Raw genomic sequence first — 15,985 nt, forward strand, 5'->3', positions numbered from 1 at the left:
ATAAAAAAGACACCTACTTTTTAGTAAGTGTCCTTAAAACAATTAATAGTTAGTTAGATAAACTGGGATTTAGTAGTCAACCTATTATATCAATAAATATTTTTCGATAAGTTCTATCAAAACATTTTTTATTTACCTCCAAATCCTCAAGTTTTTTCTATATGTTTTATTTAACTAATTCATAAATTTAAGCTGTTCCAAACTTACAAAAAGGCATATAATCGCTTCTTTATAAACTTCTTGCTTACAACATGGATAAATAACATATTCTTCATTCTACCCTATTTATCTTACTAAAAGTCCAACAAGCAAAGCATGAACTGCAGTTACAGTTGGAATAATCACAAAAGGAGCTGCTACAAAATGTTCCATATTTTCTTTGCTTTGAAAACTCCTTATAAACAATCCATTCCTCATCTTGCTTAGTTTCTTCTAAAAATTCTTTTAAAAATTATTCTTCTGACATATCAAAGCAATCTTTATTTCCGGCAACACTGGCTTTAAACACTAAATGCTCTAAAACTTTTTTTCTTTCATCTATAATCATATTTATATTCTCCTTAATTTAACTCTACTACAATAGGACCTCTTTGATTAACCCTTTTTCTTTCTTTTCATCAAGTAGGTTTATACCTCTCTTTTTTCATTAGAATATAAAATTCTTTGGTAGTCCCAATCTTTAGAATCCATATCCTCTAGATAAATTCTTTCATGTTCTGGAACAGCCTCATAAGCTTTTCTTAATTTCTCTTTTGTATAGTCACATTGGTAAGACAAATACTGATGATATGCTTCTTTACATAATTCAAGAGTTGTTTTCTCTCCGCAAACTTTTTTCATCATATCTTCTATCTCTTTAAATTTTTGGCTTTTTTTTACAAAATAGCCAATACTTTCTATTTTTATCTCCGCAAAATCTTTTATAAAAAATTTATCCTTTACCTCTGTTGTAAGAATATTTTTATCAAACATATCTTTTATTTCTTCTAAAGAAAAGTATTCTTTTTCTAACATTCCAATTTTTAAAGTTTTGTCCTCGTAAGCTATTAAAGTAGTTAAATAAAATTCTCCTTTAAAATTGTAAAAAATAAAAGTATCATTATCATCTAAACGGCTGTATAATTTAGATTTATATTCCATTTTAAATGGATTTGAAGTAATCATCATCAATTCTTTATCATATTCCTTTGGAATTTTTCTTACTATTGTATTAATTTCTTCTATACAGGGATTTAACTCTTTTATATTTTCTACAATAGATTTATAATAAGTATCTTTATTGTAAGTCCATTTAGCTGATTTTATAATCTAATCTCCAACTTCAAAAATGGAAAAATTCCTTCCATTTGGAATTTCGCAACATAGCCAATCTCTATCAATTACTTTTTTAATATCATGAAACTCAACTTTTTCTCAACAGTTAATTACTCCAACTTCATAAATAGCTACTGTTGTAAAAAAATAATTTCCATTTTTTATAATACCTGGAATGTATCTTCCTTCAATTCTTTGGAAACGATAAATATTTTTCATAATTTCTACCTCCCCTAATCAAATAATTTTATTCACTAAAATAAGCGTACTATTTGATTACAAGCTCTACATAATCTCCATCTTGCGAAAACATTTTCGCCTGTTTTTACTAATCATAATTAAAATTTTCTCTACTTACTAAACCACATATAAATTTCTCAAAATTATCGGCTAAATGCGTAATTTCATAATCATTTTCTTGATCAATATTTACTACTTTAGGCTCTCCTTTGATTCCACATTCTCTATAATCTAAAAAAATCATATTATGCCCATCGGTAGGAGTATCACAAATTGCTACACCAATATTAGGATATCCCCATTCACTAATCATAAATTGACTACCAAATCTCCCACATAAAGAACAATCTTTATCTCGCCCAATACCCATAATCCCAGTAATTTCAATATGGTCTTTTGCCCACATTGTAGGTTTATTTGTAGGAAAACAAGTATTAACAGGAATACCACCATTATGCTGTTTTGAAAGATAAATATAAGAATCAGGCAATTTATAGCCTAATTCTTTCTCTATGCTTTTCATTAGCTCATCTGATGGAATATCATTTACATACTCTTCTAAAGCATAATCACTATCATCCCAAAAATTCGTAAAATCAAAATTTGCAAAATAAATATTGCTTTTATTCATTTTATTTCTCTCTTTTTTCTATTGCTTCTTTGCATTCATTAATAACCAATTTTGCGTCTTCATCTTCAGGGTCAAGCTCACTCCATGTTTTAGCATACATTATGGCTTTTTCTCCTTGATTAAGATATTGATAAGCATAAGCCATTCTCATATTCCAATTAGCTTTTGTTTCTCCTTCTTTGCGGATAGATTCTAAAATATCTATTGCTTCATATAAAGCTTTTTTATACTTGTCATAAGAAGGTTGAAATCCATTATCGCCAATAATTGCATAATTTTCAAGTGCTCTAACCAATTCATAATAATAGCGATAATTATGAAATTCTTCAAGGACTTCTTGTAATGTCTTAATGCAAAGAGAAAATTGATTTTTATCGTTTAACTTATACAAATTTTCATAAAATTATTCAATATTATTAGGATTAAATGTAATGCTTTGCTCTACTTGTTTTGTATCTTCATTTTTTAAAGGCACATAAAATGCCTCTTTTCTAAATACATTAAAACAAGCCCATCTAATATCAGTATTATTAAAAAATTCTTTAGCATTTTTTAAAACATCATCTATATCCCACGCAATAAAATCTACATATCCATAATTTTCGCCTGTAGCACCGCCGATTAGTGTTATTGAATTTTCGCAATTATTAAGCAAATATTCTTCTAAGCTATCTCTAAAATTAAAAATTTCTTTAACTATATCATCACCTTGAAAATCACACAAAGGATATGCCAAAAACCCAGCTACACTACCATTTTCATATAGTTTATTTATATAATATTCATCATTTTTTAAATAAGCATTAACTATAGGATGACAACAAGTAACTCCGCTCATGATATCTAGCCTAAATTCATCACTATCTTTTATTGCCTCTCCTTTATATCCAAAATAATTTTCAAGTAAATTTTGTGCATTAACATCTAATTTAAAATCTAATTCTTGTAATTTTTCAGGCAAATTTGTAAGCAAAATAAAATTTTCATCTTTAGGTGTATCTAAAATATCAAAAGCTTGGATATATTTCATACAAAATAATTCGCCTAAATTTTGGTCAACTAATGCAGCAAGCATCCAATATGCTCTATTGTAATCATCTTTACATAAAGGTAATAATTTTTCACAATAAATACTTAGGCCAATATATCTACCATCTACATCATCATACCAAGTTTCATTTTCATCTATATCAAGCCAAACTTTTACATCATTGCCATCAACTTTTAAATCACTTATGACAATTCCCATATTTTTGTGTGCTTGTCTTCCTAATACAATATTCCAATGTTTAAATATTTCCTTCGGTGTATTTTTTGCAAAATAATCTAGCTCAAATAAATTTATCAAATCTCCTTCTGATATGAGAATAAGTTCGTATTTTTCGCCGTTAAATCCCAATTCAAATGAAATATCTTTAAAAGCGATATGAAGTATATCACCACAAAATTCTACTAATTCTTCGCTATTTTCAGATACTTTAGAAGTATCTATAAGATTACGAAGTTTTGCTTCGTTTTTTAAAAACTCATTCCAAGCATTCTCAACTCTTTTCTTAAAAGTTTTTTCAAATTTAGGCAAAGAAAGCATTGTTAGACAACTTTCAATGTAATTTTTACTATCTTCATCATTAGGTTTAATTTCTAAAGCTTTATTAAAATAATTTAAAGCATTTAAAATCTCGTTAAGATAGTAATTTGCAAAACCCATTCTGTAATTGTAAAAATAATCATCGGCAAAATAAACTTTATGAGGCTTTAATAATTCAATCGCTTTATAAAGCAATTTCTTATCATTATTATTAGCTCCTAAATTTGCGTAAGCACGAGCTAGTTCGCTATCAATTTCTGGGATATTTTTTTCTAAAATTTCTAAAATAGTGATTATTTTTTCAAATTCACTTTCTTCATTTAGCTTTTGACATTGCTCTAAAATATTTAAATTGTTAGCAAGTCTTTCTTTCATAGCAATATTAGCTACTTGCCATTTATTGCTTGACCATATTTCTTTTAATTTAGAATTGCTTAAAACAATGCTATCAATAGCTTTTATAGCTTTTTGTATAAGTGAAGAAAAGTTAAGCTTTTTAAGTGTTTTGACCCATTCTAAAAAATCTTCATCACATCTATATTGCGTATTGTTAACCACACTATCAATTATTGCCGCTGATACTAAAGCATAATAACATTCATCTAATTCTATATGCTTAGAATTAATCACTTTATCAAAATATTTTTCAATATCACCAATAATGTTTTTTGAATTTTTTAAATCATTTAAAGCTTTATAAGCTATATCATTATCAAAAATACTATACATTCAACCCCTCCTAATAAATGTTTTTATTATTATAAATTATATATATGGCTAATAAAAATATTTAATTTAGCATATAAAATTTATATTTGTAAAATCAATAAATTTATTTTTTAGCTTTCCCAATCTATACTCTTTACTTCTAGATTATTATTTAATTTAACGCATAAAATTTCATCACTTTCATCAGGATTAATCATAAAATCAACATTAATAAAATCTTCTCCAATCCATAAAGCGATAGAATTTACTTGCATTTTTTCTACAAATTCTGATATATCATTAGGCACTTTAAGTCCTGCATCTTTATGAAAAACTATATATTCATTATCTTTTTTTAAATATTCTTTGAGTACAAGTCTTAAATTTTTATCATGCAAGTCATAATTTTTTAAAAAATTAGAAAAAATATCTAAAATTTCATTTGTAATTTCATAGTTTTTATCATACCAAAGCGTTACTATAATTCCCTTATATTCCTCTTCCCAAAGAACACTAATTCCATCACCAAAAATATCTCCTAAACCATTGTCTAAATCTTTTTGTGTATCAATTACTCCAAAAAATTCGTGATTAAATTTGCTCATAATTACTTCTCCTTTATGTAATTTTTAAAATAAATTATTATAAACATTATAAAATTATAAAACAAATATTTAGAAATTATGTCTAATACAATCTATCATAAAACAAGAATATTCAGGATATAAGGGTAATTTAATTTCAGGTTTTAAAATGCCATTTTTTATATTCTCTATTATTTCATCAAATTCTTTTGACTCCTTTTTACAATCATCAATAAATTCTTGTTTTTCTTCTTCGCTTTCATAATCTTCATCAATAATTGCTTCTTTTATAGAGTTTTTAAAATATTCTTTGTATTGTTTTTCAAATTTAAAAAATAACTCTTTTTTATTTTTTATCCATAGAGCATAAAAATAATGCCTCCAATCGGCTATATAATATTTTAAAATATCATCTTCACTCCAGTAATTTAAATATTCATCAAGTTCGTTAAGTACATAATATACATTATAAATTTCATATTCTGATATATTATCAGTTTCTAGATGATAGTTATCATCTATGTCGCTTTTTACTTGTTGTAAATAAAATTTTGATTTTTCTTTATTTTTTAAATATGCTTCACAATAAGAAATGCAAAGCATAATTCTCATTCTATTAGGATATTGTTTTAATAAATTTATAAATATTTCTTTGGCTTTTTCATATTCATTAAGCTCATATAAACATACCGCATAATTAAAATTATTTTCGTAATTTTCACTCATATTTTTCGCTATTTCAAAATATTTCTTGCTTAACGATAAAATTTTATTATCTTGATAAATTTCATATTCACTAAAATAATATAGTCCAAGTCCTTTATATGTTTGTGAAAAATTAGATTTTAAATTAAAAGCCTTTTTTAAATATTTTAATGTAAGAGTAGAATAATCAGCATAAAAAGCCATATTTGTATAAATTCTTGCTTTTTGTGTATTATTAAAAATATTTTCAAATTTATTTAAAAAATCATTTAATAATTTTATACAATCATCTTTATTTTCTCTAAGCTCTAATTTTACAGAAGCAAGCGTGCATACAATATCAATACTATTAGAAAATTCGGTTTGTTCTTTTAATAAATAATTTTGCATTCTTTGAAGAAATTCTTTTGATTTTTCATAATCTCTTAAAAAACTATCCACATATTTATTTTCGTATTCGTTTTTTATTTGCTGCCAATAGGTTTTAATTTCATCTAGCATTTTTGCCATTTTTATTTTTATTAGTTAGATTTTTTATTTAAAAAATAATATACATAAAAAGCTAGAAAACCACCAAAATGATGGTTTTCTAATAAAAATTATTCCCATTCTATAGTTGCAGGTGGCTTACTAGAAATATCATAAACTACTCTATTAATTCCATTAACTTCGTTTATAATTCTTCTACTTACATTCTCTAATAATTCATAAGGTAAATGAGAAAATGTAGCTGTCATACCATCACTTGCATCAACTGCTCTTAAAGCTATCGCGTTATCATAGGTTCTATTATCACCCATTACTCCAACGCTTCTTACATTTAACAATACGCAAAATGCTTGCCAAGTTTTATCATAATAACCATTTGCTTTAAGCTCTTGAATGAAAATATCATCAGCTTCTTTTAAGATATTTAGGCTTTCTTCATTTACTTCACCCATAATTCTAATTGCAAGTCCTGGACCTGGGAAAGGATGGCGATATACTAAGTCTTTAGTAAGACCTAATTCAAGTCCAAGCAATCTTACTTCGTCTTTAAATATTTCTTTTAAAGGTTCAACTAATTTTAAATTCATCTTTTCAGGTAAGCCACCTACATTGTGATGGCTCTTAATTGTTTTCGAGCTACCTACAACGCTACTTTCAATAATATCAGTATATAAAGTGCCTTGAGCTAAAAATTCAACACCTTCTTGTTTTTTTGCAAAATATTCAAATATTTCAATAAAGGTATTTCCGATAATTTTACGCTTAGTTTCTGGGTCTGTTACACCTTTTAATTTCTTTAAGAAAATTTCTCTTGCATCAATTGTATTTAATTCTATTCCGAATTTTAATTTAAGCATACTTTCTACTTGCTCTTTTTCATTTTTTCTAAGCAATCCAGTATCAACAAAAACTAAAATAGTTTGTTCTTTAATAGCACTAGCAAGCAATGCAGCCACAACGCTACTATCTACACCACCACTAATTGCACAAAGAACCTTTTTATCTCCAACTTGCTCTTTAATTTTTTCAATTTGTGTCTTAGCAAATGAGCCCATATTCCAAATACTTTCGCAATTACAAGCGTATTTTGCGAAATTTTTAAGAATACTTTTACCGAATTCACTGTGTTGCACTTCAGGATGAAATTGTAAAGCGTACATTTTTCTTTCTTCATTTGCAAATGCACAAAATGGGCTATTTTCGCTAGTAGCAACAACTTTAAAACCATCAGGTAAATTTTCAACCTTATCAGAATGACTCATCCATACTATTTGTGATTTTGGTAAATTATTAAATAAGCAACTATCGCTTTTTATGTCAATTCTAGCTTTTCCATATTCTTTATGACCTGCAGGTGCAACAACTGCTCCAAAATGATGAGCCATTAATTGCATTCCATAACAAATTCCTAAAATCGGTAATCCTAAATTAAAAATTTCTTTATCACAAAAATAAGCATCATTTGCATAAACACTAGCAGGACCACCACTTAAAATAATTCCTTTAGGTTCATAACTTTTTATTTCATTTACACTCACATTAAATGGTAAAATAAGCGTATAAACCCCCTGCTCTCTTAGCCTTCTAGCAATTAGTTGGGTGTATTGCGACCCAAAATCAAGCACTAAAATATCTGCCTTTTCCATCAAATTCCTTTCCTAATATAAATCAAAATATTCAAATTGTAACCACCAAATGATAACACTTAGAACATAACCTAATAAAACAGTCCAAGCATATTTCATATGAGAGCCAAAGGTATAAATTCCACGCATTTTACCCATTACTCCAACCCCAGCAGCAGAACCAAAACTAATTAATGAACCCCCTATTCCAGCTGTTAGAGTTACTAAAAGCCAATCATCTATATTCATATTTGGATTTGCTTTTAAAACCGCACTCATAACAGGCACATTATCTACAATAGCACTTAAAAGCCCTACTCCGATATTTGTAGTAGTAACTCCAGCAAAATCATATAATCTTGAAGCATAAGCTAGCCAACCTGCAAAATGAAGTGCTCCAACAGCGGCTAAAATACCAAAGAAAAATAACAATGTATCCATTTCAATTTTTGTCATATAATGAAAAATATTTATATCTTTTTTACCACGAGCGACATTAAATCTATAAGTATAAAGACTTAAAAGTGATAAACCAAACATCATTCCCCACATAGCAGGTAAACCAAATAATGAGTGCATTAAAACTGCACTAAAAATCGTTAAAGCACCCAATAAAATAATGATTTTTCCACCATCTTTTATTCTTTCCTCACTCATTTTACTTGAATCAAAATTAGGTTTTACATTTGGAACGAATTTGCTTAATAAAAACGCAGTAAGCCACCAACCAAGGAAACTAGCAGGAAATAATGCGAAAAAGTCTATAAAAGGACTTTTACCAGCAGTCCAAACCATAAGAGTTGTAATATCTCCAAAAGGACTCCAAGCTCCACCTGCATTTGCAGCTACAACTATATTTATAGCACCAGGAACTAAAAATTCCTTTTTTTGATTGTCAATTGTAAGTAAAACGGTTGAAAGAATTAAAGCTGTAGTTAAATTATCAGCAACAGGAGATATGAAAAATGCTAAAAGCCCAGTTAGCCAAAATAACTTTCTATAAGTATATCCCTTTGTTACAAGCTTATATTTTAAGGTATTAAAAACATTACGCTCAATTAAAGCTTCAATATAAGTCATAGCAACCATTAAGAAAAACACTATTTCAGCAATCTCTTCTATTAAATGCTTAACCTCTTCTTCTAAGTGTGTGGTATTGTGATTATTTAAAACTAAATAAATACCCAAAATTATAAACATTAAAGTCCCAATAAATATTGCTGGTTTTGTTTTATTTATATGATATTTATCCTCAGCTGCAATAAAATAGTAACCGATGATAAATACCACTAGGCATAAAATACCAGCCCATGTAAATGCTATATCCATAGCTTCTCCTTTGAAAAATAGTTTTTTATTTTATTTAAAATTAATAAAAGGTAGTTCTTTCATTTGCTTATCGTTGTTATCATAGTACACTGGGTCAGTTTTAAAACCGCAAGCAGTAAAAACTAGGGAAAAGAGTAAAAACAAATAATGGAATTTAAAAAAAGTAAAGATATTATTGAAATTCTTTCTTCTCATTATAAAAGCCTTTTATTTTTAAAATTAAATAAACAAATAAAGTTTTTTATTAATAGTATGCCACTAGACCTTAAACACAAATTAACACAAGATGGAGTTATTTGCGATATATTTAAAAAAAGAGATATTTTTAATGATAATTATTCATATTATTTTAGAATTAGAACATATCATCCAGCTTTAACAATGGAATTTAAGAGTGACTATACAAAAAATACAATAAAAAATTACATTAAGAACTATAAAAAATACAATCCAAATGATTTTTATATAAATTTAATAAAAGATGATGAAATAATAATTAATTGTAATAATATTCTTAAAATTTACAAAGATTATGAATACAATAATTCTCCTAGTATTATAATTAAGGATATTCAAAATTGTGACTTTAAAAATGTTGCAAATAAATATACATATCATTTAGTAGAACAATTAAGGGAAAGTATAAAAAAAACTAATGCAAAACTTAAGTCTATTAAAACAAATTAAAGACTTGCCAGATTCACCTGGTGTTTATAGATATTATAAGGATAATATATTACTTTATGTTGGTAAAGCTAAAAATCTTAAAAAACGTGTAAAAAGTTATTTTGTTTTTAGTCCTGTGTTTGGAGCTAATCCTAGAAATTCAGCAAGAATTATAAATTTAATAGAACAAACAACTCATTTAGAATATACTAAAACTAATTCAGAATTAGATGCTTTAATTTTAGAAAATTCACTCATAAAACAATTACACCCAAAATATAATATTTTATTAAGAGATGATAAGACATATCCTTATATTTGTATAAATTTATCAGATGAATACCCAAGATTAGAAATTACTAGAAAAGTAAAAAATGATAATTTAATAAAATACTATGGACCATATACAAGTGGTGTTAAAGAATTATTAGATGCTTTATATTTATGTTATCCATTAAGACAAATGAAAAGTTGTAAAAAAAGATGTATTTTTTATGATATTAATAGATGTATTGCTCCTTGTGAATTTAATGTAAAAAATGAATATAGTAATATTTTAAAAGGTGCTTTAAGTGCGTTAAAGAATCCTAAGCAAATGTTGAGTATTTTAAATGATAAAATGCTTAAATTTGCAGAAAATGAAAACTACGAAGAAGCAGCAAAAATTAGAGATATGGTAAAAACTATTAATAATTTAAATAAAAATATAGAAGTTGATTTAGCTTGTGATATAGATTTTGATGTTTTTGCTATTGTTAGTAGTGATAAATATATTGCTAGTACTAGGCTAATAATTAACCATGGTAAAGTTATTAGTGTAATCAATGAAAAAATTGAAAATAAAGTAGGAGATTTTTTTACACAATTATTATTTGCAAATTATAAAGAAGGTATAATTCCAAGTAATATTTATATTGAAAATATTTATAATGATGCAAAAATAGCTAGTGAATATTTGAGTAATAAAGCAAAACATAAAGTTAATATAAAAATAACTAAAAATAAAGATATATTAAAATTGATAGAATTAGCTAAAAATAATGCAAAAATTACCCTAGAAAATACTGATAATAATATTATAGAAAAATTAAAACTATTTTTTAATCTTAATCACAGTCCGTATAAAATTGAAATTTTTGATAACTCACATTTTCAAGGTCAAGCTGTAGTTGGTGCCATGGTAAGTTATAATTTAAATACTAATGAATTTGAAAAAAATAATTATAGAATTTATAATTTAAATTCAAATAACGATTATAATCAAATGGAAGAAATGCTTATAAGGAGAATAAAGTCCTTTGATGAATTATCATGCCCTGATTTGTGGATAATTGATGGTGGTAAAACTTTACTTAATTTAGCAAACGAGCTTTTAGCTCAAAATGAAATAAATTTAGATGTAATTGCTATATCAAAGGAAAAACTAAATCATTTATCACATAGAGCTAAAGGTTCTGCTAAAGATATTTTACATTATAACGATGAGGAATATAGACTAAAACCAAATGATGAAATATTACAATTAATACAAAAGCTAAGAGATGAAGCTCACCGTTTTGCTATAAGTAATCATAAAAAACATAAAAGAAAAGAAGATATAAAATCTTCAAAATTAGAAAAATTAGGCATATCAAAGGCTAACATTCTAAAACTTTTAAATTATTATGGAAATTATGAAAAAATTTATGAAGCAAGTTATGAAGAATTGTTAAAAATTACCAATAAAAATATAGCAAATAAAATAAAGCAAAATATTTAATATTCATTTATTATAATAGACATAATAATGTATATATTTTAACTAAGGATAGAATTTTGATTCCGAGTTTTTTGAGTGTTTTATTTTGTATTGCTTTACTTGTTGGAATTATTTTTAATTTATTCAATAATACTATTTTCATAATTTTATTAGTATTTATTTTTATTTTAAATTTATTAATTTTTATAGCTGCTGTTAATAGAAAACGCACTACTGATAAGAAAATATATATACTAAAAGAAATTTTAAAAAGCATAGGTATTACAAATAGTAAAAATGATTTAAATGAAATTTTAAAATTAGTAACCGATGAAATTTATAAGCTAAAACAAAAAAATAATAATTCACAAAACAATAATGAATTTTTACATGAACGCCTAAATGAACAAGCTAGAAATTTAAAAAATATTAATCAGGTATTATCATATACTAATACGGAAAATTTAGATTATACAAGAGAATTAATTGAAAAATATAATGATGAAACCATAAAAAATATATATTCTCTTACAAAAACTACAATACAATATGAAACTCACTATAATAATTTTATAAATGATTTAAATTTTAATTTTGCTAATGTAAAAGTGGCAGTAGTTAATGATAATATATTAGAAAATTTTTTATTAGAAAATATACTAAAACAGTATGGTATGAAAGTTGTATTTTTCTCTAAAATCAGTGATTTTAGAGATTATGCTTGTGTTGTTGTTGATGAAAAATACGATTATAATAAAGAAAATACGATTATTTTAAGTGATAACTATAATAAGTCTAATATCATAAGAAGACCTATTAATAAAATAAAACTAAAAAATATACTATTAGAAATTTTAAAAGAACATAAGATAGATATGAAAGAAAATGATTTATCTAATGATATGTTAATTTTTTTAGATTCTAATGTAGCTAGTGAATATTTATTAAATGTTGCAGAAAAACATGCAAAATTAAATAAAAAAGTAGATAGTATAAGTTCATTTAAAGAGGAATTAAAAAATAATTATAAAATTATAGCAATAGGATATAATTGTATATCTTATGATTATGAGACACTAAAAAGCAATATTAGTCATGTAAAGATGAAAAATCCAAATACATTTATAATGTTATTTTTAGGCAATAAACATACTAATAAAAATTTAGATTTTGTTGATTTGATTGTAAAAGATGCGAGTGAAACTGAAATTATGGAAGTGATAAAAAAATATATATGATTAAATACTTATTATTAAAATATTTAAGATTTGATAAATCTATGCCATTTATTATGGTTACAAAATTGTTAGCCTTTGTAGGCGTTGGTCTTGGAGTATGTGTTTTACTAATATCTATGGCGGTTATGAATGGTATGAATAAAAATTTCATAGATAGATTATTAACTATGAACTATCCTTTAACACTGTATCCTAAACATTTATTGATTAGTGACGATTTAATAGATGAATTAAATAAAGATTATTTAATAAGTCCATTTATTCAAACTCAAGCTGCTGTTAAATTTAAAGATGAACTACATGGAGCTGTTGTTTTTGGTGTGGATTATGAAAAAGAAAAAAAAATCAATAGTATTTTTAATAAATATTACAACAATAATAAAGAAAAATATTCAGCTATTTTAGGACAAGAATTAGCAAATAGATTAGGTGTTTATGAAAATGATAAAATTAGTATTATTTTTACAAATTTAAGTGCTAGTGCATTTTCTTTATCACCAACTATTAAAAATTTTTATGTTAATTCTAGTTTTCATTCAGGTTTAAATGCTTATGATGCTAGCTATATTTATGTGGATATAAACGATTTAAAAAAAGTATTAAAAAGCGATAATATAACAGGAATACATATATATTCAGATAATCCTAAAAGTGATATTACAAAATTAAAAAATAAATATTCAGATAATTATTTTATTATAGGCTGGTGGGAACAAAACGGTAATATTTTAAGTGCTATTGACTTAGAGAAAAAAGCATTATTTTTTATTTTAATGATGATAGTTTTAATAGCTAGTTTAAACATTATAACATCATTATTTATGATAGTTTTAAATAGGAGAAATGAAATAGCACTACTTTTAGCATTAGGAGCTAGCAAGATTGAAGTAAGAAAATCTTTTATGGCTTTAGGTTGTTTTATAGGATTTGCTGGAATTATTTTTGGCGTTATTTTAGGGTTTTTAGGAATTGAGATTTTAGATAAATTTGATATTATATCATTACCAGCAGATGTTTATGGCTCATCAAAATTACCAGTTAATTTAAGTATTCAAGATTTTTTTATAATTGTTTTTGGCGCTATTTTTATTGTAGTTTTATCATCAATTTATCCAGCAATTAAAGCTAGCAATATTAATGTTATAAAAACTTTAAGGAATGAGTAATGTGTCTATTTTCAAAAAATGATATGAAAAAAATAATAACTTTTTTTATTTCAAATATAAGTAGATTTTTGAAAAATGATAGTTTTGAATTTTGTCTAACCTTTATAAAAAGTCCTAATAAAGAACACAAAAAAATGATAGCTGGAATTTTAAGAAATACTGATTGTGTTTTTGAATTTGAAGATGGTATAGTAATTTTATTTTCTGGAGCTAGTAAAAAATTTACTCAAAATATTAGTAATGAAATAAATACTTTTTTAAATTCTAAATCATGTGAATGCATAGCATATTACCCTTATGATGGTAATAATTATGATGATTTAATTAATAGATTAAATAAATTAACATACAAAAATTATAAAGTAAAATTAATATATGAATAATACAAAATATATTTTAGATATTCTTAAACACAATAATGTTTTTTTAACCGGTGGTGCTGGAGTTGGAAAATCATACACTATAGAAAAAATTATTGAAAGTCAGCAATTTAAGTCAGTAGTATTAGCTAGTACCGCACTAGCTGCTATTAATATAGGTGGTGATACTGTTCATAGATTTTTTAAATTTAGATTAGCAAAAAATATTAATGAACTAAGAACAAGTAAAGATGATTTGTATAATTTACATAAGGTTTTATCTAGCATAAATCTAATCATAATTGATGAAATTTCTATGATTAGTGCAGAATTATTTGAAATGATAGCTTTAAGATTGTTAGGATATTCTCATATAAAATTATTATTAGTGGGCGATTTTTATCAATTAGAACCAGTTAATGCTAATGGTAGTTATGCTTTTACTACACCGGCTTGGGAAAAATTTAATTTTAAGGTTTTAGAATTAAAGGTGCAACATAGATTAGATGATAATGAATTTTATAGACATTTAAAAAATATAAGGTTAGGTAATATTACAAATGATTGTATTAAATATTTTAGAAATTTTATAACAAATGATAGCATTAATAACTATGATGATTATACAATAATATGTGGTACTAATGCTGAAGCTAAAAATATTAATATAGAAAAATTAAGAGCTATTGATTATCCAAAAATTATATATGAAAGAAAAATTAAATTTAATAAAGACTTAAACAAAGAAGAGGAAAATGATTTAAATATTTGGTTAAAATCCTTGCCTATTGAAGATGAATTTATATTTAAAAAAAGTGCAAAAGTTATTTTTACTCATAATGCTGAAAATTATTATAATGGTATGCAAGGTGAAATTATTGATTACAATTTAGAAGAACAAGAATTAAGAATTAAATCAAATTCTTTCATTTATAATATTAAACCAAAGGAATTTTATTATTTTTCTAATCCACAAATAGCAGCTATTTACAGAGTTAATCCATCAGAAGTAACGCAAAATCCAGATGTGGTTGTTACAGCCTTTCCTTTAAAATTATCATATGCTATTACAATACACAAAAGTCAAGGTATGGGAATAGAAAAATTAGTATGTAAATGCGATAAAATTTTTGCACAAGGACAACTTTATGTAGCATTATCAAGAAGTGCAAATCCTGATAAATTTAAAATTATATTTGATGGGAATGAAAGACAATTTACAAATTTGTTTTACCAAAAAGCAAGCACAAATAATATAGTAAATACTTTTTATGATAATTGTAACAAAGAAGTAATTGAATAAAATTTTTATAATATAATTTTATTTTTCAAATTAAGTAAGTTTTGCATTAAATTTAAATTAATTTTAATAAATTTTACCAACAATAATTTCTATTTTAATTATTTGAATTTCAAAATAATTTAGCTTTAATGTGTTTAATGTTTTTTAACATTACTTTTTACAGAATAATTCTTAATAATATTTTCATAATAATTAAAAAAACAAACTATTTATATAATAAATTAATTTTTATAATTTATTTTAAAAAATTATTTTCTTTTAACTTTTACAATTTACATTGAAAACAAAATATTATATATATT

General features: G+C 24.7%; 15 protein-coding genes. 6 read left to right on the top strand and 9 right to left on the bottom strand.

The window, feature by feature from the left end; translation table 11 throughout:
* Window positions 1-627: 627 nt before the first annotated feature.
* The 9 genes from NY022_RS00355 to nhaD all read right to left on the bottom strand — a co-directional run bounded on the left by NY022_RS00355 (window position 628) and on the right by nhaD (window position 9,213).
* Window positions 628-1,167, bottom strand: coding sequence for a DUF7638 domain-containing protein (locus NY022_RS00355; protein ID WP_267523040.1), 540 nt, complete (start codon window positions 1,165-1,167; stop codon window positions 628-630).
* 246 nt (window positions 1,168-1,413) lie between these two features.
* Window positions 1,414-1,533: a DUF7638 domain-containing protein gene (locus NY022_RS09720; RefSeq protein WP_420707965.1), complete on the bottom strand. Its 120-nt coding sequence runs from the start codon at window positions 1,531-1,533 to the stop codon at window positions 1,414-1,416.
* A gap of 109 nt (window positions 1,534-1,642) precedes the next feature.
* On the bottom strand, window positions 1,643-2,185 hold the full coding sequence (locus NY022_RS00360; protein ID WP_267523041.1) for an SMI1/KNR4 family protein: 543 nt from the start codon (window positions 2,183-2,185) through the stop codon (window positions 1,643-1,645).
* A 1-nt stretch (window position 2,186) separates the two neighbouring features.
* On the bottom strand, window positions 2,187-2,576 hold the full coding sequence (locus NY022_RS00365) for a hypothetical protein (protein WP_267523042.1): 390 nt from the start codon (window positions 2,574-2,576) through the stop codon (window positions 2,187-2,189).
* Between the two features lie 12 nt (window positions 2,577-2,588).
* Window positions 2,589-4,502 (bottom strand): DUF4259 domain-containing protein, encoded by a 1,914-nt coding sequence (locus tag NY022_RS00370; RefSeq protein ID WP_267523043.1) that lies wholly within the window; start codon window positions 4,500-4,502, stop codon window positions 2,589-2,591.
* 110 nt (window positions 4,503-4,612) lie between these two features.
* On the bottom strand, window positions 4,613-5,086 hold the full coding sequence (locus NY022_RS00375; RefSeq protein WP_267523044.1) for a DUF2004 domain-containing protein: 474 nt from the start codon (window positions 5,084-5,086) through the stop codon (window positions 4,613-4,615).
* Window positions 5,087-5,155: 69 nt separating this feature from the next.
* The gene (locus NY022_RS00380) at window positions 5,156-6,280 is read right to left on the bottom strand and encodes a tetratricopeptide repeat protein (protein WP_267523045.1); all 1,125 of its coding nucleotides are present in this window, start codon (window positions 6,278-6,280) and stop codon (window positions 5,156-5,158) included.
* An 89-nt stretch (window positions 6,281-6,369) separates the two neighbouring features.
* Window positions 6,370-7,905: a glutamine-hydrolyzing GMP synthase gene (gene guaA / locus NY022_RS00385; RefSeq protein ID WP_267523046.1), complete on the bottom strand. Its 1,536-nt coding sequence runs from the start codon at window positions 7,903-7,905 to the stop codon at window positions 6,370-6,372.
* A gap of 12 nt (window positions 7,906-7,917) precedes the next feature.
* Window positions 7,918-9,213, bottom strand: coding sequence for a sodium:proton antiporter NhaD (gene nhaD, locus NY022_RS00390; RefSeq protein ID WP_267523047.1), 1,296 nt, complete (start codon window positions 9,211-9,213; stop codon window positions 7,918-7,920).
* Window positions 9,214-9,360: 147 nt separating this feature from the next.
* Between nhaD and NY022_RS00395 the strand changes: the two genes are divergently transcribed.
* From NY022_RS00395 to NY022_RS00420, 6 genes are read left to right on the top strand one after another with little or no spacing between them, the layout of a single operon-like run.
* Entirely contained in the window at window positions 9,361-9,900 is a 540-nt protein-coding gene (locus NY022_RS00395; RefSeq protein ID WP_267523048.1) for a hypothetical protein, read from the top strand.
* The gene (uvrC, locus tag NY022_RS00400; protein WP_267523049.1) at window positions 9,869-11,638 is read left to right on the top strand and encodes an excinuclease ABC subunit UvrC; all 1,770 of its coding nucleotides are present in this window, start codon (window positions 9,869-9,871) and stop codon (window positions 11,636-11,638) included. Before NY022_RS00395 ends, uvrC begins: the two co-directional genes overlap by 32 nt.
* 56 nt (window positions 11,639-11,694) lie before the next feature.
* Window positions 11,695-12,855: a hypothetical protein gene (locus NY022_RS00405; RefSeq protein WP_267523050.1), complete on the top strand. Its 1,161-nt coding sequence runs from the start codon at window positions 11,695-11,697 to the stop codon at window positions 12,853-12,855.
* A complete protein-coding gene (locus NY022_RS00410; RefSeq protein ID WP_267523051.1) occupies window positions 12,852-14,021 on the top strand; it encodes an ABC transporter permease in 1,170 nt (389 codons plus the stop codon). The genes NY022_RS00405 and NY022_RS00410 overlap by 4 nt, the downstream gene beginning before the upstream one ends.
* Window positions 14,021-14,404, top strand: coding sequence for a hypothetical protein (locus NY022_RS00415; protein WP_267523052.1), 384 nt, complete (start codon window positions 14,021-14,023; stop codon window positions 14,402-14,404). Before NY022_RS00410 ends, NY022_RS00415 begins: the two co-directional genes overlap by 1 nt.
* Complete coding sequence (locus tag NY022_RS00420; RefSeq protein ID WP_267523053.1) at window positions 14,397-15,683, top strand: ATP-dependent DNA helicase; 1,287 nt, start codon at window positions 14,397-14,399, stop codon at window positions 15,681-15,683. Before NY022_RS00415 ends, NY022_RS00420 begins: the two co-directional genes overlap by 8 nt.
* The last annotated feature ends 302 nt before the right edge of the window (window positions 15,684-15,985 follow it).

It is taken from the genome of Campylobacter sp. MG1, assembly GCF_026616895.1.
Taxonomy (GTDB): domain Bacteria; phylum Campylobacterota; class Campylobacteria; order Campylobacterales; family Campylobacteraceae; genus Campylobacter_E.

Coding starts and splice junctions, on each gene's coding strand:
- NY022_RS00380 (WP_267523045.1), bottom strand. CDS start 6,280: ATGGCAAAAATGCTAGATGAAATTAAAACCTATTGGCAGCAAATAAAA.
- NY022_RS00355 (WP_267523040.1), bottom strand. CDS start 1,167: ATGATGATTACTTCAAATCCATTTAAAATGGAATATAAATCTAAATTA.
- uvrC (WP_267523049.1), top strand. CDS start 9,869: ATGCAAAACTTAAGTCTATTAAAACAAATTAAAGACTTGCCAGATTCA.
- NY022_RS00395 (WP_267523048.1), top strand. CDS start 9,361: ATGGAATTTAAAAAAAGTAAAGATATTATTGAAATTCTTTCTTCTCAT.
- NY022_RS09720 (WP_420707965.1), bottom strand. CDS start 1,533: ATGAAAAATATTTATCGTTTCCAAAGAATTGAAGGAAGATACATTCCA.
- NY022_RS00415 (WP_267523052.1), top strand. CDS start 14,021: ATGTGTCTATTTTCAAAAAATGATATGAAAAAAATAATAACTTTTTTT.
- guaA (WP_267523046.1), bottom strand. CDS start 7,905: ATGGAAAAGGCAGATATTTTAGTGCTTGATTTTGGGTCGCAATACACC.
- NY022_RS00410 (WP_267523051.1), top strand. CDS start 12,852: ATGATTAAATACTTATTATTAAAATATTTAAGATTTGATAAATCTATG.
- nhaD (WP_267523047.1), bottom strand. CDS start 9,213: ATGGATATAGCATTTACATGGGCTGGTATTTTATGCCTAGTGGTATTT.
- NY022_RS00360 (WP_267523041.1), bottom strand. CDS start 2,185: ATGAATAAAAGCAATATTTATTTTGCAAATTTTGATTTTACGAATTTT.
- NY022_RS00375 (WP_267523044.1), bottom strand. CDS start 5,086: ATGAGCAAATTTAATCACGAATTTTTTGGAGTAATTGATACACAAAAA.
- NY022_RS00420 (WP_267523053.1), top strand. CDS start 14,397: ATGAATAATACAAAATATATTTTAGATATTCTTAAACACAATAATGTT.
- NY022_RS00370 (WP_267523043.1), bottom strand. CDS start 4,502: ATGTATAGTATTTTTGATAATGATATAGCTTATAAAGCTTTAAATGAT.